The sequence below is a fragment of the Nocardia sp. NPDC023733 genome, assembly GCF_040639775.1.
GTDB classification, from domain to species: domain Bacteria; phylum Actinomycetota; class Actinomycetes; order Mycobacteriales; family Mycobacteriaceae; genus Nocardia; species Nocardia rosealba.
Genome location: NZ_JBFAAN010000002.1, coordinates 323,649 through 341,719, shown reverse-complemented (window position 1 = coordinate 341,719; position 18,071 = coordinate 323,649). Strand labels below are relative to the sequence as shown.

The following is an 18,071-nucleotide window of genomic DNA, read 5'->3' as shown; positions in this document are numbered from 1 at the left end:
TGCCCCCGTATCACCAACGCCAAGGAGGCACTCCGCAATGACGGCATCTTCGCCCGCCCCCAGCCGCCGCGAGGCACCCGACCGGAACCTCGCCCTCGAGCTGGTACGTGTCACCGAGGCAGGAGCGATGGCCGCGGGCCGCTGGGTCGGCCGCGGAGACAAGGAAGGCGGCGACGGTGCGGCCGTCGACGCCATGCGTCAGCTGGTCAGCTCGGTGTCCATGAAGGGCATCGTCGTGATCGGCGAGGGCGAGAAGGACGAAGCGCCGATGCTGTACAACGGCGAAGCGGTCGGTGACGGCACCGGCCCCGAGGTGGACTTCGCGGTCGACCCGATCGACGGAACCACCCTGATGTCGAAGGGCTCGCCCGGCGCCATCTCGGTGCTCGCGGTCGCCGAGCGCGGCGCCATGTTCGACCCGTCGGCCGTGTTCTACATGCACAAGATCGCCGTCGGCCCCGACGCCGCCGGTTCGATCGACATCACCGCCCCGATCGGCGAGAACATCCGCCGCGTCGCCAAGGCCAAGCAGTCCTCGGTCTCCGACCTCACCGTCTGCATCCTGGACCGCCCCCGGCACGCCGAGATCATCGAGCAGACCCGCGCGGCGGGCGCGCGTATCCGCCTGATCTCCGACGGTGACGTCGCAGGCGCCATCGCCGCCGCGCGCCCCGAGTCCGGCGTCGACATCCTGGTCGGCATCGGCGGCACCCCCGAGGGCATCATCGCCGCCGCCGCGCTGCGCTGTCTCGGCGGCGAGCTGCAGGGCATGCTCGCCCCCAAGGACGACGAGGAACGCCAGAAGGCGATCGACGCCGGCCACGACCTGGACCGCGTGCTCTCGACCACCGACCTGGTCTCCGGCGAGAACGTCTTCTTCTGCGCCACCGGCGTCACCGACGGCGACCTGCTGCGCGGTGTCCGCTACTTCGGTGGCGGCGCGTCGACCCAGTCGATCGTGATGCGCTCGAAGTCGGGCACCGTCCGCATGATCGACGCCTACCACCGCCTCACCAAACTGCGCGAATACTCTTCGGTCGACTTCGACGGCGACGACAGCGCCAACCCCCCGCTGCCGTGACGTAGACGAGAGCCCCGGAATCCCCGGGGCTCTTTCTATTCCTGCCGACGGTGTGGGATTTTGCGCGGGTGTGGGAGCCCCATTCCGTGGGTTGTCGTCCTAGGGTCGAGGTATGGCTGACGACGACGCGCAGTACCGCATCGAGCACGACACCATGGGGGAGGTTCGCGTCCCCGTCGACGCCCTGTGGCGGGCGCAGACGCAGCGGGCGGTGGAGAACTTCCCGATCAGTGGGCGTGGGCTCGAGCGGGCACAGATTCGGGCGCTCGGGCTGCTGAAAGCCGCCTGCGCCCAGGTGAACAAGGATCTCGGGCTGCTCGATCCGGTGAAGGCCGAGGCGATCATCGCGGCGGCGAACGAGATCGCCGACGGCCGCCACGACGACCAGTTCCCGATCGATGTGTTCCAGACCGGTTCGGGCACCAGTTCGAACATGAACGCCAACGAGGTGATCGCGTCGATCGCGGCCCGTAACGGCGTCACCGTGCACCCCAACGACGACGTGAACATGTCGCAGTCGTCCAACGACACCTTCCCCACCGCCACTCATCTGGCCGCCACCGAGGCCGTGATCGCGGAACTCGTTCCCGCACTGGAACATCTGCGCCTGGCGCTGCTGGACAAGTCGCAGCAGTGGCACACGGTGGTGAAGTCGGGCCGCACCCACCTGATGGACGCGGTGCCGGTGACGCTCGGCCAGGAGTTCGGTGGGTACACCCGTCAGATCCAGGCGGGCATCGAGCGCATCATGGCCACGCTTCCGCGGCTGGGTGAGCTGCCCATCGGTGGCACCGCGGTCGGCACCGGCCTCAACGCGCCCGCCGGATTCGGGGCGAAGGTCGTCGCGGAACTGGTGCGCGCCACCGAGATCGACGCCCTGCGCGAGGCGCGCGATCACTTCGAGGCCCAGGCCGCCCGCGACGGACTCGTCGAGGCGTCGGGCGCTTTGCGCACCATCGCGGTGAGCCTCACCAAGATCGCCAACGACATTCGCTGGATGGGTTCGGGGCCGCTCACCGGCCTCGGCGAACTCCAGCTCCCCGACCTGCAGCCGGGCAGTTCGATCATGCCGGGCAAGGTGAATCCCGTGCTGCCCGAAGCGGTTACGCAGGTGGCGGTGCAGGTGGTCGGCAACGACGCGGCGATCGCCTTCGGTGGTGCGAGCGGTGCGTTCGAGCTCAATGTCTACATTCCGGTGATGGCGCGCAACCTGCTCGAGTCGATTCGCTTGCTGGCCAACGTTTCCCGCCTGTTCGCCGACAAGTGCGTGGCCGGGCTGGTCGCCAACGAGGAGCATCTGCGCACGCTCGCCGAATCGTCGCCGTCGATCGTCACGCCGCTGAACTCGGCCATCGGCTACGAGGAAGCGGCCGCGGTCGCCAAACAGGCGCTGCGGGAGAAGAAGACGATCCGCCAGACCGTCATCGATCGGGGACTCACCCCGGACAAGCTCAGCGTCGAGGAACTCGACCAGAAGCTCGACGTGCTGGCCATGACCAACGTCGACCGGAAGTCCTGAGACAGCACGACGGCCGCCACCTGGGCAGGTGGCGGCCGTCGTATGACAGATCAGGCCAGGTGCGCGAGTTCCGCGCGGGCCTTTTCGCCTTCTTCGCCGAGGTCGGTGCGGGTGAAGATGTTCCAGCGCTGCAGCAGCGGCTTGAACACCAGCTCACCTTCCTTGGCGGGGTCGTAGATGCCCGCTTCGGCCAGCGCCTCGTCACTGGAACCACCGCCGGGCAGGTCGACGTGGGGCACCCGGAAGGCCGCCACCTGGTCGGCGATCGCGCGCACACCCTGATCGGGGACCAGGTCCAGCGCGGCGGAGACGAGTTCGGCGAAGAACTCGGCCTGCAGCTCGTCGTCGACGGCCAACTTCTCGGCCATCGCGGTAACGATCGGGTTCTCGCCGAGGGCGGCGGTGTTGCGGTGCCGGATCGCGGCCGCGGCCTCTTCGAAGGCGCAGGTGGCGAGCACGTCGATGAGGTGCAGCGGCGGCCGATTGAAGCCGGCGGTCATGTGCGCCATCCGCGCCCGCTCCAGCGCGACGGGGTCGACCGCGCGGGTGAGCATCAGGTAGTTGCGGAGCATGATCTCGTGGCGGTTCTCCTCCGCCGTCCAGCGGCCGACCCAGCGCCACCACGGCCCGGTGCGCAGGTACTTACCCAGCTCCCGGTGGTAGGAGGGCAGGTTGTCGGCGACGAGCACGCTCACCGTGAGCGCCAGTTTGGCGGTCTCACTGAGATCGGACTGGTCCGGCGCCCAATCGGTGCCGCCGAGGAAGGCGAAATTGCGCCCGTCCGACCACGGCACGAGGTCGTGCGGTTGCCAACCCTCGGCCGCGTCGATGTGCCGGTTCAGGTTCGTTTCCACCACATCGGCGAGCGCGTCCAGCAGTTCGCGGTCGGTCAAAGTTTTCTGCACGCAGCCAACCTAGTACTTCACCGTCGGGCGCGGGGACCCAAGGGGTGAACCCGGTCCCCGCGCCGCGGCGCGATTACTTCGGGGTGACGGTGGTCTGGCCGCCGACCCAGGTGATGGTTCCGCCGGTGAAGTCGCTCTGCTTGCCGCCGGGGATGTCCTTCTCGTCGCTGGTCGGGTAGCCGAGGGTGCCGTTGGCGCCGCCGTTCTCCTCCCAGGCCTCACGGATCTCGCCCCACACGATGTGGGCGCCGGTCTCGGGGCTCCAGTAGACGGTTCCGCCCTCGAAGTCCTGGTACTGGCCGCCGTTGGGGCCCGATTCCTGCGCTTCTTCCGGTGCGCCGAGCGGGCTGGCGGCGGCACCCGCCGCGACGTACTTCTTGTAGACCTCGCCGGAGACGGTGATGTCGCCGTTGGGGCCGGAGATGGTGGTCGACTCACCCGCGGCGGTCGCGGTGGAGGTGGCGCTTCCGGTGCCCTCCCCGGCTTCGGTGGTGGCCGTAGCCGAGCCGTCGGTGTGATCGGCGTGGTCGGTGGTCGTCTCCGAACCCGCCCCGCCGGGCAGGGTGGTGATCACGCTGGAGACGGCCGAATCGACCTTGTCCTTGTCGTCGTCGCCGCAACCCGCGGCGAGCAGCAGTCCGGTCGCGGCGACCAAGGCGGCGCCTCCGGCGGCGGTACGTCGAGCGAAGTGGTTCATATCCATCCTCTCGCGAGTGGCCCCCCGGGGGCACCGCCCCGGACATGGAGCCTGGCCGACATCCGCAACGGCCCGGCAGAACAATGTTCGCCGAGCCGTTGCTGGAAAGGTGTCGCCGCGGATAATACCCACAGTTCGCCGATATCAAACGGATTCGGGCCGGTGACGCGGCCCGATTGCCCGATTACGCGTTGGGACCGTACTCCTCGAGCATTTCGGTGACGAGCGCCGCGATCGGCGACCGCTCACTGCGGGTAAGGGTGATGTGCGCGAAAAGTGGGTGTCCCTTGAGCTTTTCGATCACCGCGGCCACACCGTCGTGCCTGCCGACGCGCAGATTGTCACGCTGGGCCACATCGTGGGTGAGCACCACCCGCGATCCGGTCCCGAGCCGGCTCAACACGGTGAGCAGCACATTGCGTTCCAGCGACTGCGCCTCGTCGACGATCACGAACGAATCGTGCAGCGACCGGCCACGGATGTGGGTCAGCGGCAGCACCTCGAGCATGTCGCGGCTGAGCACCTCGTCCATCACCTCGCGGCTGGCCAGCCCGTCGAGCGTGTCGAAAACCGCCTGGGCCCAGGGGCCCATCTTCTCGCTCTCCGAACCGGGCAGGTAGCCGAGTTCCTGCCCACCCACCGCGTACAGCGGACGGAACACCACCACCTTGCGCTGGGTGCGCCGCTCGAGCACCGCCTCGAGGCCGGCGGTCAGCGCGAGCGCCGACTTACCCGTGCCCGCACGGCCACCCATCGACACGATGCCGATGCTCTCGTCGAGCAACAGGTCGAGTGCGATGCGCTGTTCGGCCGAGCGGCCGTGCAACCCGAAGGCCTCGCGTTCGCGCACCAGCTGCACCCGCTTGTCGGCGGTGACCCGTCCGAGCGCGCTGGAGCTGCTGCCGAGCAACCGGATTCCGGTGTGGCAGGGCAGTTCCCGCGCCTCGTCGAGGTCGATCACCGACTCGCTGTAGAGCTGGTCGATCTGGGAGCCCGCGACATCGAGTTCCACCATGCCGCTCCAGCCGGAGGTGACCACGTCCTGGGCGTGGTATTCGTCGGCCGCCAATCCGACCGCGCTGGCCTTCACCCGCAGCGGGATGTCCTTGGAGACCAGCACCACGTCCTCGCCCTCGGCGGAGAAGTTCAGCGCGCAGGCCAGGATGCGGGAATCGTTGGTCTCGGAGCGGAATCCGGCGGGCAGGACCGAGGCATCGGTGTGATTGAGCTCCACCTGCAAGGTGCCGCCGTCGGTGCCGATGGGCAGCGGCTGATCGAGCCTGCCGTGCTGCATGCGCAGGTCGTCGAGCATGCGCAGCGCTTCCCTGGCGAACCAGCCGAGCTCGTGGTGGTGCCGTTTGGCCTCCAGCTCGCTGATCACGACCAGCGGCAGGACCACCCGATGTTCCCCGAAGCGGGTCACAGCCCAGGGGTCGGACAGCAGGACAGAGGTGTCTACGACGAATGTCTTCAGACCGGAACGCGCGGGGCGAGCCCCTTTCTTCGAGGCCGAGGCCGTGTGCATCGCGTGAGCGGAAACGGAGCGTGCAGCAGTCACGGTGGGCTCCTTATGTGTTCGCACGGCACCCGCGCGAACGATCTCGCTGGACCGGTCCGTCCTTGTAGGTGATTTGTCAACCACCACGAGGGCCGGGTGCCGGCCCCCTCGTACTGAGTAGCTCAGTCACGGTCAGGACCTCCCGTACGAATCACACCGACGCGATCCGCATCTTCGACGCTACCGCCGAACCCGCTACGGCGCTGCCGGTCCGGCCCACGTGTCCGTGAATTCGAGGTTAACCAGCATGGTCGCCGCCGTTCGGCGCGTCGAGCGCTACAGTCGTTGCATGGCCGATGACCAGGATCTGGAGAAGCTGTCGTCGAAGGAACTACACGATCGCGCGGTGAAAACGGCCGTGCGGCGCGGCGATGTGAAGTTCCTGTGGGACCTGCTCAAGGCGATTCCCGCGGCCCAGGCCGAGGCGGGCGATCTGGGCGAGAGCGAGGCCGACATCAAGTACGTACTGCCGATGCTCGACGACTACATCCACGCGGGCGACGGCAAGATCGCCGAAGTCCTCCGCCCCACCTACCTGAACTATCTACGCAAACACCAGTAGGTCAGCGGCGGGTGAGCGCCTTGGCCACCCCGACGATCGTGCCGCGCAGCACATTGCCCTTGCTGAAGTGGTCGTCCCACAACACGATCCGGCCCGCGCGGATCTCGAAGGTGCCGGTGACCCAGAACCCGATGCGCACCGGCCCGAACCGCAGATAGTCGGTGCGGTCGGTGAGCACGATGTCGCCGTCGGCGGCGATGTGGTGCATCTCGGCCCAGAAGCCGAGCGCCGGACGGTCCAGTCCGCGCAACACCATGGCGACCCGGTCCTTGCCCCGGATCGTCGGCAGCGAGGTGTTCTTCCAGACGATCTCCGGATCGAGGAGTTCCAGCGCCTCGTCGACCGCATCGATTTCGAGCGCGGCGAAGAATTCGCGCACCACGGTGACGGCGGGTTCGGGGAGTTCCTCGGTCATGGTGTGAGCCTAGGACTTCGGCGGCTCGTGGACCAGAGCGGCGCGACGATCGATCAGGGCGGCGATGCCGTCGAGGATGCGGTCGATGCCGAAATCGAGGGCGTTGTCGCGACCGTCGGCGGCCGCTTCCTCGGCGAAGGCGGCGCGGACCCGCGGGTAGCGCTCGGCGGCAGCGGTCATCATCTGGGTGAACTGGTCGGTGAAGTGATCCGCCTGCTCGCCTGCCGGGACCTGCTGGGCAAGGCCGCGAGCGTGGCTGTTGAGCAGGACGATGGTGTCGAGCTGCTCCGGGCCGCTGAGCCCGGTGTGCGCCAGTGCGGTCAGCGCCGATTCGGTCCAGGCTATTTCGTTCGGGCCGAAGGGGCGAATGCCACGGGCGAGGTCGATGGTCCAGGGGTGGGCGCGGTAGCTGTCATGGATGGCCTTGGTCCAGTTTGTCAGGGCTGCTCGCCAATCCTGCTGCACAGCTGGAGTTTCCGGGGGTTCGCCGATGGCCACGTCGAGCATGAGCGCTGTCAGTTGCTCCTTGCCGGGGACGTACCGGTAGAGCGACATCTTGGTGAAGCCGAGACGTTCGGCCAGGCGCTGCATCGATAGCGCGGCGAGCCCTTCGGCGTCGGCCAGCGCGATCGCTTCGCCGACGATCCGGTCGAGGGTGAGTGCGGGTTTGGGCCCCCGGGTCGGGCGCTGAGCGGTGCCCCACAGCAGCTCGACGGTGGTCGGTGACGGCATCGGCCCTCCTTTCGCGCTCAGGATACCGGCTATTTGCGTCCGTCGGAAACAGATCTTGACGCAGAAACAGTGTCCGCCGTACTCTATTCCGTGTCCACCAGAAACAGATTACGGTGGACACTGATTCCGAGGAGCTTCCATGCCGAACCAGACCGTTCTCATCTCCGGGGCGAGCATTGCCGGGCCCGCCCTCGCCTACTGGCTGCGGCGGTACGGCTTCGATGTCACCGTCGTGGAGCGCGCCGCCGCGTTGCGACCCGGCGGGCAGGCCGTCGACTTCAAGGACGGTGTCCACCTCGAGGTGCTGAAGCGGATGGGCATCCTCGACGCGGTGCGTGCGCGCCGCACCGGCACCACCGACATGGTCTTCGTCGACGCGAACGATCGTGAATTGGCCGTGATGTCAGGCGATTTCACCGGCGGCGCCGTGGAGATCCTGCGCGGCGACCTGGCCGCTGTCCTGTACGAACAGACCAGGGACACCGTGGAATACGTTTTCGGCGATACCGTCACCGCGCTGCGCGACACCGGGTCCGGCGTGCACGTCGAGTTCGAGAACGCCGCGGCCCGCACGTTCGATCTCGTCGTTGCCGCGGACGGAATCCATTCGCGGGTAAGGCATTTGGCGTTCGGCCCGGAATCCGACTTCGTCACCCATCTCGGTTACTACTACTGCGTGGCAGGGGCGAGCCGCAGGGCCGACCAGTCGGTGCCGCGCGAGCGCGCCACGGGGTACGCCCACAACGTGCCTGGGAAGCTGGCCGTCGACGGTGGTGCCAAAGCACAGCAGATGTACATGTTCGCCTCCCCCGAACTCGACTACTCGCGCACCGACACGTCGGCCCAACGTCGTATCGTCCGTGCGGCTTTCGCCGAGGTGGGCTGGCACGTCCCACGCATGCTCACCGAACTCGACGACCTGGACGAGGTCTACCTCGACTCGATCAGCCAGGTTCGGATGAACGGCACCTACACCCGTGGCCGCGTCGCTCTGCTCGGCGATGCCGCCTACGGCAACACCTTGGCCGGCTTCGGCACCGGCCTCGCGCTTGTCGGCGCCTACGTACTCGCGGGTGAGTTGGCTTCCAGCGCAGGTGATTACGACTCGGCCTATCGCGCTTACAACCGAATCATGAAGCGGTACGCCAAAATCGCGGGGAATTCCAACACCGGCCCGTTCCTCGCCCCCAAAACCGCTGCCGGCATCAAGGCCCGCAACTGGTTCCTCGGCTCTCGCTTGTTCGGCCTGATGCTGAAATACGGTGACAAGGCGGCCAACGACGTCGACCTCGTCGACTACCCCCAAGCGGCCCGGAACAGGGCTTGACCTGGAGTGCACTCCAAGCCATAGGCTCGGGCGCATGAGCATTCGTCTCGGTTACCAGATGCCCAATTTCAGTAACACCGCCTCGATCCGCGAGTTGTTCCCGACGGTCGTCGCGCAGGCGAGGGAAGCGGAAGCGGCCGGCTTCGACGCCGCCTTCGTGATGGACCACTTCTATCAGCTGCCGTTGATCGGCCCGCCCGACGCGCCGATGCTCGAGGCGTACTCCGCGCTCTCGGCACTGGCCACGGCGACCGACCGAATCCAATTGTCCGCCTTGGTAACCGGCAACACCTACCGCAACCCGGCGTTGCTCGCCAAGACGGTGACCACCCTCGACGTGGTCAGCGGTGGCCGCGCTGTGCTCGGCATCGGGGCGGGCTGGTTCGAGCTCGAACACCAGCAGTACGGCTTCGAATTCGGCACGTTCACCGAACGTTTCGAACGCCTCGACGAGGCGTTGCAGATCATCACGCCGATGCTGCGCGGACAGCGACCCACCTTCGACGGCAAGTGGTACCGCACCGAGAACGCGATCAACGAGCCACGCCTGCGCGACGACCTGCCGATCCTGCTCGGCGGCGGCGGTGAGAAGAAGACCTTCGGCATGGCCGCGCGCTTCGGCGACCACCTCAACATCATCTGCAACGCCTCGGAGCTGCCGCGCAAGGTGGCCGCGTTGCGACAGCGATGCGCGGAGGTCGATCGCGACCCCGCCACCCTCGACACCAGTTTCCTCGCGTTCGTCATCGCCGACGAGGACGGCGACCGGGCCCGCGAGATCCAGGCCGACATGATGTCGCGCGTCGGGATCGACGTGGCCTCGATGAGCGAGGCGGAGCGCCGCGAGAGCGTCGTCGACCGCCAGTTCGTCGGCACACCGGACGATGTCGCCGAGCAGATCAAGGACCGGGTGCTCGATCAGGGCATCGACGGAGTCATCGTGAACATGGTCGCCAACGGCCACGAGCCGGGCATGGTCGAGGCAGTCGGTCGCGCCCTGCTTCCGCTGGTGAAGTGAGCCGTCACCAGGCGGCGAACTCGCCTTCGCCGCGCTGCCGGATCTGCTGACGACGGCGGAAGAAGACCTCTTCGGCGCTCGACTCGGTCAAGGCGTTCGTGATGGTGCCGAGGCGGGTGTCGTAGCGGTTGGTGCGGATGTGGCGGTCGATGCCCGCCTGCCATTCCGGTGGCAGGCGAGACCAGATACCGGCCACCCGCGCCTGCGCCGCGGGCTCGGACTCGGCGAGCAGTTGCAGCAGGGCGGGCCAGTAGGTGGCGTCGGTGGCGTGGGCGGGCAGCGCCGCGATGGAGGCGGGGCTGAGTTCGGCCAGCGTGGCGGCGATCCGGCGGCGGGCCGGTTCGCTGAGCCGGGCCGACAGCGCGAACAGCCCGCGCCACGGGTCGGCTTCGGTGCGGCCGTCGAGTGCGCGCACCAAGCGGGTCAGCACGCCGGGGTCGGCCAGTTGCGGGTTGGTCGACAATGCCCACAGCGCAACGGGATTGAGGCGGCCGATCAGGGTGAGCAACGCGATCGAGGCGCTGCGGTCGACCGCGGTCAGCAGGAATCGGCCGATCTCGTGCGCCGCGCCGCGCCCGAAGAAGATGTCACCCAACTTCGCCGCGACCTCGGCCTCGACCTTGCAGAACAGCGCGAGCATCGCATGGTGCAGCGGGGGTGGGCCGGCCAGCACCGTCTGGAGCATGCCGGGCACCCGGCCGCGTGGCCCGGCGAGCAGTTGCCGCACGATCCGGCTGAGCGTGTGCGCGGGATAGGCGTAGGCGGCGGTGTAGACCAGGCCCGCGTCGTCGAGGACGGTCTCCTCCAGCGCCGCGATCAACGGTTCGTTCACCACGGACAGGAACCGGGCGGCGGTCACATAGTCACGGCGGCGCAGCAATTCGTTGATGATGAGGGTGATCGGCTCCGGCCTGCCGTACCGCATCAACTGCTCGAAGACGTTCGGATCCAGATACGGCGCACCGTCGGCCGCGTAGACGGCGTCGACCATGCACAGTGCCTGCGCGCATTTCTCCGGATAGTGGATGCCGACCGCACCGAGAAACCTGGCCGCGAGCACCGGCGGCACCACCCGCTCGAACAGCGCCACCCCGAGACCGACCGGGAAAATCGGCACCACCGGGGTGACCCGGCGGAAGGTGTCCGCGTGCTCGGCGTGCAACGCGTACAGCATCTGCTGCTGGATCGCCGACAGGTGCGCCGCACCGAGCCGCGTCAACGGCGCCAGATGCTGCGGCGATACCCCCAAAGTGCGTGCCAGCACCACCAACTGGGTCTGCGCCTCGAGCTCGGTCTCGATCATCGCTCACCGAAAATGATCCGCCGCGAAGCCCCACGCAACGGCGCGGGCATCGCCGACAACGCGGCATCGATAGCCCGATGCAACGCCCGATGCTCGTTCTCCCGAGCCCCCCGAAACAGCCGCAACAACTCCCTGGCCTCGGCCTCCGTGAGCAACTCGAAGGCAGGCACCACCCCACCCACCTCGCGCGCCAACTCAGCTCGACAGTCCATACGACTCGACGATGCCCCATCCCCACCCCAATGTGTACCGTTCGGAACTTTTTCTGTGAGTGGTGACAACGAAACCGACGATCCGGTTGTCCGGACAGCAGAACGCCCTCGCAGACCGGAGTCTGCGAGGGCGTTCGAGGGTGTCGGCGGATCAGCCGAGGAGGCGCCAGTCTTCCAAGCCCTGGTAGAGCGGGACGCTCTGGGCGAGCTTGGAGACGCGACCACGCAGGGTCTCGGTGTCGGAGGTGCCGGCGAGGGCGGCGGCGATGATGTCGGCTACCTCGGTGAACTCGGTGTCGCCGAAGCCGCGGGTGGCCAGGGCGGCGGTGCCGATGCGCAGGCCGGAGGTGACCATCGGGGGGCGCGGGTCGAAGGGGACCGCGTTGCGGTTGACGGTGATGCCGACCTCGTGCAGGAGGTCCTCGGCCTGCTGGCCGTCGAGCTCGGAGTTGCGCAGGTCGACCAGGACCAGGTGCACGTCGGTGCCGCCGGTGAGGACCGAGATGCCCTTGTCCTTGACATCGGCGCCGGTCAGACGCTCGGCCAGGATGCGCGAACCCGACAGGGTGCGCACCTGACGGTCCTTGAACTCCTCGGTGGCGGCGATCTTGAACGCGGCGGCCTTGGCGGCGATCACGTGCATGAGCGGGCCGCCCTGCTGACCGGGGAACACCGCCGAGTTCAGCTTCTTGGCGAACTCCTGCTTGGCCAGGATCAGACCGGAGCGGGGGCCGCCCAGGGTCTTGTGCACGGTGGAGGACACCACGTCGGCGTACGGCACCGGCGAGGGGTGCAGACCGGCGGCGACCAGACCGGCGAAGTGCGCCATGTCGACCCACAGGTAGGCGCCGACCTCGTCGGCGATCTCGCGGAACTTCGCGAAGTCCTGGTGACGCGGGTAGGCCGACCAGCCTGCGACGATCACCTTCGGCTTGGCGGCCTTGGCGATGTCGCGGACCTCGTCCATGTCGATGCGGTGGTCTTCCTTCGACACACCGTAGGAGTGGACGTCGTAGAGCTTGCCCGAGAAGTTCAGGCGCATGCCGTGGGTGAGGTGACCGCCGTGCGCGAGGTCCAGGCCGAGCAGGGTCTCGCCCGGGTTCATCAGCGCCATCAGCACCGCGGCATTGGCCTGGGCGCCGGAATGCGGCTGCACATTGGCGAACTCGGCGCCGAAGAGTTCCTTGGCGCGGTCGCGAGCCAGGGTCTCCACCACGTCGACGGCCTCGCAGCCACCGTAGTAGCGGCGGCCCGGGTAGCCCTCGGCGTACTTGTTGGTGAGCACGGAACCCTGCGCCTGCAGGACCGCGCGCGGCACGAAGTTCTCCGAGGCGATCATCTCGAGGGTGTCGCGTTCGCGGGCGAGCTCGCCCGCCATCGCGGCGGCCAACTCGGGATCGAGCTCACCGAGAGACTGGGTATTCACCGAAGCGGTCGTCTGCGTCACGACCCTCAGTCTATGGGCCGGGTATGGGCGTCCCGGCACGGGGATAGCGCAACGGCGCCGCGCCCGCCACCCGGGAGACGCGGCTCACACCGTCCTGACCAGGTTCGATAGCCGTCGAACAGGCTTTTCCTCCGTAACGCACGCGGTTCGGGTGACCGATGACACAGGTATGAACTTCGCACCTGTAGGCCCGATCGAGGCACTGCTGCTCGCGGTCCACCAGCTGGTCTGCACCCTGACCGGCGGCACGAACTGTGTGATCTACACCTAGAGAGGCCAGCCATGAACACTCTGCCCGTCACCCCGGCCGTCGCGCCGTCGAACCCGGTCGAGGCGCTCCTGTTGTACCTGGGCTACCTCATCTGCTCACTGACGAACCCCGGCGGTTGCGCCGTCATCCAGTGACCGCCGGATCGCCCCCGGTGTGAGTGGTTCGTCCAGCAAGCGCCCGAACCGTTCGACGCGGTCCTGGGCGTCGAACGCGCCGTCGAGCCAGCCGCCCAGCAGGCGGTAGCCCTCCACATAGGTGCTGATGTAGGCACGCCACAGCGGCGAGGACAGGAACCGCAGCGATTGACGGGCCCGCTCCGGCGTCGCAAGACTCCAGCGCTGCAGGAACTGCGCCACCTCGTCGTGACTGCGGTGCTTGTCGTGCAGCAGCAGCGCCGCGTCCTGGCGCACACTGAGCAGTTTCGCCGACGCGGCCGAGAACCGTTCGGCGCGTTCGCCGTCGAAACGCAGCCCCAGGTCGGCGTAGATCTCCTGCGCCCACACACCCCAGCCGGGCCCGACGATCGACTGCAGGGCGAGGTCGGCCAAGCCCTCGGCCATCAGGCACTGCGGTGTGTTGACCAGGAACAGCGTCTGCTCGTCCTCGCCCGCCGCGACCAGCCCGGCCTCCTTGCGGCAGTGCTCGGTGTGATGCCCGGGGTAGGACTCGTGGGCGATGAGGGCGGGCAGGTGCGCCATGTGCTGTTTGAGGTCGGAGTTGATCGCCACCGTCGAGCGGTAGTTGCCGAGGTAGTAGTTGAAACCGGACCACGGTTTGTCGCCGACCACCTCGTAGGTGACGTGTTCGTGGTCGGGCAGCGGGTACCGCGCGCGGACCCGTTCGCGCAGGGCGCTGGAGAACGCTTCCACGCATTCGGGCAGCCGTTCGGGCGGGATCTCGTCGCCGCGCCGGTGGGCGGCGACCCGTTCAGTCAGCGGTCCGTCGCCGCCGAGCGCCTCGTCCATCAACCGGTGCGCCTCGCGGTAGTCGTCGGGGTCGCCCGGTGTGATGTCGACGTCGAAGTACGCGCGGACCTCGTCGACGAAACCGATCTCCTCACCCGCGAACTTGCGCGCGGAGCATTCCATCGCCACCAGGTGGGCGTCGAGGAACTCGGTGCGCTGGGGCGAGAGCCCGGCATCGGGCAGGGCGGCGCGCAGGTCGATCGCGCGCCGGACCAGGTCGGCGGGTGCGGGCGCGGCGGCGTTGTCGATCTCACGGCGCAGCGCCGGATCGCCGGTGTAGGCATCGACGAAGCCGGATTCGAGCCGATCGAAAGCCAGTCCGAGCCGCAGGTATTCGGTGACGAACGGATGAGACCCCATGCGCCCGACCTTACGTGGTGAATTCGAAAAGCGGGCCCTACCTCGTGGTTGTTACTAGTTACCGACGGGTAGCCAAACCCCCCGTTGCGCATGGACGACCGACACGGAGCACAATCGCCGCATGCGGTCAGAGTTATCCCGGATCTCACCGGACGGGCAGCCCAGCTGTGCGTGTTTGCCCGAACGGAGCGTCGGGTAAGTGGCACGGATGAGCGAGCCGAGCCCGTACGTGGAGTTCGACCGGAAGCAGTGGCGCACCCTGCGCAAGTCGACTCCCCTGGTCTTGACCGAGGAGGAATTGACCGGACTACGCGGCCTCGGCGAGCAGATCGACCTCGAGGAAGTCGCCGAGGTGTACCTGCCGCTCGCCCGCCTGATCCACCTGCAGGTCGCCGCACGACAGCGACTGTTCGCCGCCACCGCGACCTTCCTCGGCGAGAAGCACCCCGACAAGCAGGTGCCGTTCGTGATCGGGGTCGCAGGCAGCGTGGCGGTCGGTAAGTCGACCACCGCGCGCGTGCTGCAGGCGCTGCTGTCGCGCTGGGATCACCACCCGCGCGTCGACCTGGTGACCACCGACGGATTCCTCTATCCCACAGCCGAACTCACCCGCCGCGGCATCATGCACCGCAAGGGTTTCCCGGAGAGCTACGACCGGCGCAAACTGCTGCGCTTCGTCACCGAGGTGAAATCGGGCGCCGAAGAGGTGTGCGCGCCGGTGTACTCGCACATCTCCTACGACATCGTGCCCGACGAGAAGCACTGTGTGCGCCAGCCCGACATCCTCATCGTCGAGGGCCTCAACGTGCTGCAGACCGGTCCGCGCCTGATGGTGTCGGACCTGTTCGACTTCTCCATCTACGTCGACGCGCGCATCGAGGACATCGAGAACTGGTACGTGCAGCGCTTTCTCGCGTTGCGCAAGACCGGCTTCGCCGACCCCAACGCCCACTTCCACCACTACGCGGGCTTGGGCGACGAACAGGCCACCGCGGCCGCGCGCGACATCTGGAACTCCACCAACCGGCCCAACCTCGTCGACAACATCCTGCCGACCCGCCCGCGCGCGACCCTGGTTCTGCGCAAGGACTCCGACCACACCATCAACCGGCTGCGCCTGCGCAAGCTCTAGATCGGCGACCCCAACGACACCACTTCGGTCGCCAGTTCCGAACGCGCACCGCCCTTTTCGACGACGAGCACGCCGTGCGGGGTGTCCCGCGCCGCGAGCGGCTCACCGCCGACCACCTGGATGACGGTCTGCTCGGAGCGGGCGAGCATATCGATCACCGGTTGCTCGGCGACCGGCGCCCAGCCCTGGGCGGCCGAACGCAATCGGTTGACCGTGCTGGTCGCCCCGGCCACATCGGCCCACTTGCGCACCGCGACGCTGATGACGTTGTCGCCGCCCCAGCGCGGGTTGTAGACCGTCGAGCACTCGCCGGGGACCGAGGGCAGGTCCGAGACGGCGTTGCTTCGCACGTCGATGGTCGCGACGAAACCGATGCCGCAGGAGGAACTGCGCGCGGTGGCGCCCGCGAGCACGAACGTGTGCCCGTCGGGCCCGGCGGCGGCCGAGAGCTCGGAGTCGATGCCGGGCACCCGGCCCAGCGGCAGGATGGCATCCGAACCGATCGCGTAGAGGTGGTTCTTCTCCCACCACAGCCCGCGCGACTCCGACCGTGCCAGCAGCACGTACTCGTCGGTGGCCGCGACCAGGCGGGCGCCGTCCCAGTTGCCACCCGAGAGCGGGCTCGGCGAATCCGGGAGCACGATGTCGCGTTCGGGTTCGGCGGGGGTGGTGCCCGCCAGGTCCTGACTCATGATCTGGCCGGGCTCACGCCACCAGCCGACCACCGCGTCACGCAGGGCGACCGCGTCGGTGCAGTCGCATTCGGTGCGCGTCACGGAACCGTTGTCCACGCTCAGCGCGACGAGCGTCTTGGACGCCGTCTCCACCGCGAACGCGAACGCACCGTCGCGGGTGAAATTCACCGGCGCCGCCGAATAGCCGAAATTGCCCGACGCACGCAGTGTTTCGGCGCCGCGAACGACAACCAACTCACCTTCGGTTCGATACGCGAACACCCCGGAACGGTCCGGCTGCTGGTTCGGGGTGATGACCGGTGCGGGCGTGCCCTCGACCCCGCACCCGGCTACCAGACCGACCGCACCGAGCGCCGCGATCCACGCACCTGCAGCACGCGCAACTCCCACCGCTGTCCCCTACCTGTGTCGACGGGTCCGTTCCGGGCAGCAGCCTAGCCCGCACACCACCGGAACCGGGGCGACTCGTCACAACTTCCAGGCCGCGTCCAACCTGGTCGCCACATCGATGTTGCGCACCGCGGCGATCTCGGGCTTGCGGATCTCCTCGGACATGTACCGGGCCACGAATCGGCGGATCTCGTGATCGACACTGGCGAGCACCCGCAGCAGTTGCCCGCGCTTGGTGGAACTGGCCACATTCACCCGCACATCACCCGGACGGGGCTCGGCGATGTCGATGACCACCCGCAGCGGGTCGGCCGTGCGTGCCGTCAGATGCAGGTGCACGGTGCCGTCCACCCGGAACCGCGACCTGTCGACCGCGAGATCGACCACCAGATCCACATGCAACGGGATCGTCAGTTCGAAGGAGATGAAGGCGTCGACGAAACGCAGAATGCGCGGCTGACCGAGCTCGACCTGCGCGGTGACCTTCGCCAACCGGCCCGGCCCCACCCCGATCGGGCCGAAATCGAAAGCGGCACCGGTGAGCTCACCGAACGCGTCCGCGATGCGCTGCTCGGACACGGCGTACTCGAGAAAACGCCTGCCGAACTCCTCATAGCTGATGTAAGACGCCTCATCAGGTTCCACGAACGCGACAGTACGCGAGAACTACGACATCACACCCCGAAGCGACGGTGCCGCGCCGCGTAATCCCGCAGCGCGCGAAGAAAATCGACCCGCCGGAACTCCGGCCAGTACGCCTCGGTGAACCAGATCTCCGAATACGCGCTCTGCCACAACAGGAAACCCGAAAGCCGCTGCTCCCCAGAGGTTCTGATCACCAGATCCGGATCCGGCTGGCCCGAGGTGTACAGATGCTGGCCGATCGCGTCGACCGTGATCGACTGCACCAGATCCTCACCCGACTCCCCCGCCGCGATCTCCTGACGCACCAGCGAGCGCACCGCGTCGGTGATCTCCTGCCGACCCCCGTACCCCACAGCCACATTCACGTGCACACCGTCGCGCCCGCTCGTGCGCTCGGCCGCCACCCGCAGCCGCTTGGCGATCAACTCGGGGAAACCGGCGAGCGAACCGACGATCCGCACACTCCAGTTCTGCTCCGGCGCCGACAACTCCTCGACCACATCGGTGATCACCTCGAACAGCGTCTCGAGCTCCTCGGGATCGCGGCGCAGATTCTCCGTCGACAGCAGGTAGACGGTCACCATCTCGATGCCCTCGGCGGCACACCAGCCGACCAGCTCGGCGATCTTCAGCGCACCGACCCGATGACCGTGGCTGACATCGGTGAACCCGTTCTCACGCGCCCAGCGTCGATTCCCGTCGCACATCACCGCCACGTGGCGGGGGTGCTGCTTGTCGGCCAGCTGCTTGGACAGCCTGGCTTCATAGACGCGGTACGGCAACCCTCGCACCCGACCGAAAAACTCCACGCCCGCACCCTACGCTCACCCGCCTCCC

The 18,071-nt window shown here is 67.8% G+C and carries 18 protein-coding genes; 6 read left to right on the top strand and 12 right to left on the bottom strand.

All coding sequences use genetic code 11. The annotated features are described in order from the left end of the window. Positions 1 to 37 precede the first annotated feature (37 nt). Positions 38 to 1,081 (top strand): class II fructose-bisphosphatase, encoded by a 1,044-nt coding sequence (glpX, locus tag AB0F86_RS13035; protein ID WP_181696587.1) that lies wholly within the window; start codon positions 38 to 40, stop codon positions 1,079 to 1,081. Positions 1,082 to 1,193: 112 nt separating this feature from the next. Then, on the top strand, positions 1,194 to 2,600 hold the full coding sequence (locus tag AB0F86_RS13030) for a class II fumarate hydratase (protein ID WP_181696588.1): 1,407 nt from the start codon (positions 1,194 to 1,196) through the stop codon (positions 2,598 to 2,600). Between the two features lie 50 nt (positions 2,601 to 2,650). Here AB0F86_RS13030 and AB0F86_RS13025 read toward each other — a convergent pair whose 3' ends face one another. The 3 genes from AB0F86_RS13025 to AB0F86_RS13015 form a co-directional block, all read right to left on the bottom strand. After that, positions 2,651 to 3,505, bottom strand: coding sequence for an acyl-ACP desaturase (locus AB0F86_RS13025; RefSeq protein ID WP_356986892.1), 855 nt, complete (start codon positions 3,503 to 3,505; stop codon positions 2,651 to 2,653). A gap of 73 nt (positions 3,506 to 3,578) precedes the next feature. Further along, complete coding sequence (locus AB0F86_RS13020; protein WP_181696589.1) at positions 3,579 to 4,202, bottom strand: esterase; 624 nt, start codon at positions 4,200 to 4,202, stop codon at positions 3,579 to 3,581. A 184-nt stretch (positions 4,203 to 4,386) separates the two neighbouring features. Further along, on the bottom strand, positions 4,387 to 5,727 hold the full coding sequence (locus AB0F86_RS13015; RefSeq protein WP_210740412.1) for a PhoH family protein: 1,341 nt from the start codon (positions 5,725 to 5,727) through the stop codon (positions 4,387 to 4,389). Between the two features lie 322 nt (positions 5,728 to 6,049). On the opposite strand from AB0F86_RS13015, the gene AB0F86_RS13010 reads away from it, so the two are divergent. Continuing rightward, positions 6,050 to 6,322, top strand: a complete 273-nt coding sequence (locus AB0F86_RS13010) for a hypothetical protein (RefSeq protein WP_181696590.1) — start codon at positions 6,050 to 6,052, stop codon at positions 6,320 to 6,322. Position 6,323: 1 nt separating this feature from the next. On the opposite strand, the gene AB0F86_RS13005 is transcribed toward AB0F86_RS13010, so the two are convergent. Both AB0F86_RS13005 and AB0F86_RS13000 read right to left on the bottom strand, forming a co-directional pair. Further along, complete coding sequence (locus AB0F86_RS13005; protein ID WP_067637804.1) at positions 6,324 to 6,737, bottom strand: limonene-1,2-epoxide hydrolase family protein; 414 nt, start codon at positions 6,735 to 6,737, stop codon at positions 6,324 to 6,326. Between the two features lie 9 nt (positions 6,738 to 6,746). Next, a complete protein-coding gene (locus AB0F86_RS13000; RefSeq protein WP_356986895.1) occupies positions 6,747 to 7,469 on the bottom strand; it encodes a TetR/AcrR family transcriptional regulator in 723 nt (240 codons plus the stop codon). Positions 7,470 to 7,608: 139 nt separating this feature from the next. Here AB0F86_RS13000 and AB0F86_RS12995 point away from each other — a divergent pair, with 139 nt between their 5' ends. Together AB0F86_RS12995 and AB0F86_RS12990 are read left to right on the top strand one after the other, a co-directional pair. Continuing rightward, the gene (locus tag AB0F86_RS12995; protein ID WP_356986897.1) at positions 7,609 to 8,796 is read left to right on the top strand and encodes an FAD-dependent monooxygenase; all 1,188 of its coding nucleotides are present in this window, start codon (positions 7,609 to 7,611) and stop codon (positions 8,794 to 8,796) included. A 34-nt stretch (positions 8,797 to 8,830) separates the two neighbouring features. Then, on the top strand, positions 8,831 to 9,814 hold the full coding sequence (locus AB0F86_RS12990; protein WP_356986899.1) for an LLM class F420-dependent oxidoreductase: 984 nt from the start codon (positions 8,831 to 8,833) through the stop codon (positions 9,812 to 9,814). A 4-nt stretch (positions 9,815 to 9,818) separates the two neighbouring features. Here the strand turns inward: AB0F86_RS12990 and AB0F86_RS12985 are convergent, their stop codons facing one another. The 4 genes from AB0F86_RS12985 to AB0F86_RS12970 all read right to left on the bottom strand — a co-directional run bounded on the left by AB0F86_RS12985 (position 9,819) and on the right by AB0F86_RS12970 (position 14,372). Next, positions 9,819 to 11,117, bottom strand: a complete 1,299-nt coding sequence (locus AB0F86_RS12985) for a hypothetical protein (RefSeq protein WP_356986901.1) — start codon at positions 11,115 to 11,117, stop codon at positions 9,819 to 9,821. Continuing rightward, entirely contained in the window at positions 11,114 to 11,329 is a 216-nt protein-coding gene (locus tag AB0F86_RS12980; protein WP_225278745.1) for a hypothetical protein, read from the bottom strand. The genes AB0F86_RS12985 and AB0F86_RS12980 overlap by 4 nt, the downstream gene beginning before the upstream one ends. Positions 11,330 to 11,480: 151 nt before the next feature. Then, a complete protein-coding gene (glyA, locus tag AB0F86_RS12975) occupies positions 11,481 to 12,776 on the bottom strand; it encodes a serine hydroxymethyltransferase (protein ID WP_225278743.1) in 1,296 nt (431 codons plus the stop codon). A 366-nt stretch (positions 12,777 to 13,142) separates the two neighbouring features. Next, positions 13,143 to 14,372 carry a DUF885 domain-containing protein gene (locus tag AB0F86_RS12970; RefSeq protein ID WP_356986903.1) on the bottom strand — a complete coding sequence of 410 codons (1,230 nt, stop codon included), beginning with the start codon at positions 14,370 to 14,372 and terminating at the stop codon, positions 13,143 to 13,145. A gap of 199 nt (positions 14,373 to 14,571) precedes the next feature. Here AB0F86_RS12970 and coaA point away from each other — a divergent pair, with 199 nt between their 5' ends. Continuing rightward, entirely contained in the window at positions 14,572 to 15,504 is a 933-nt protein-coding gene (gene coaA, locus AB0F86_RS12965; RefSeq protein ID WP_181696599.1) for a type I pantothenate kinase, read from the top strand. Here the strand turns inward: coaA and AB0F86_RS12960 are convergent. The 3 genes from AB0F86_RS12960 to AB0F86_RS12950 all read right to left on the bottom strand — a co-directional run bounded on the left by AB0F86_RS12960 (position 15,501) and on the right by AB0F86_RS12950 (position 18,043). Further along, complete coding sequence (locus AB0F86_RS12960; protein ID WP_356986905.1) at positions 15,501 to 16,589, bottom strand: hypothetical protein; 1,089 nt, start codon at positions 16,587 to 16,589, stop codon at positions 15,501 to 15,503. The two genes, coaA and AB0F86_RS12960, sit on opposite strands and share 4 nt — an antisense overlap. A 78-nt stretch (positions 16,590 to 16,667) precedes the next feature. After that, a complete protein-coding gene (locus AB0F86_RS12955) occupies positions 16,668 to 17,234 on the bottom strand; it encodes a hypothetical protein (RefSeq protein WP_067637819.1) in 567 nt (188 codons plus the stop codon). 29 nt (positions 17,235 to 17,263) lie between these two features. Beyond that, positions 17,264 to 18,043: an isoprenyl transferase gene (locus AB0F86_RS12950; protein ID WP_067485647.1), complete on the bottom strand. Its 780-nt coding sequence runs from the start codon at positions 18,041 to 18,043 to the stop codon at positions 17,264 to 17,266. Positions 18,044 to 18,071: the final 28 nt, after the last annotated feature.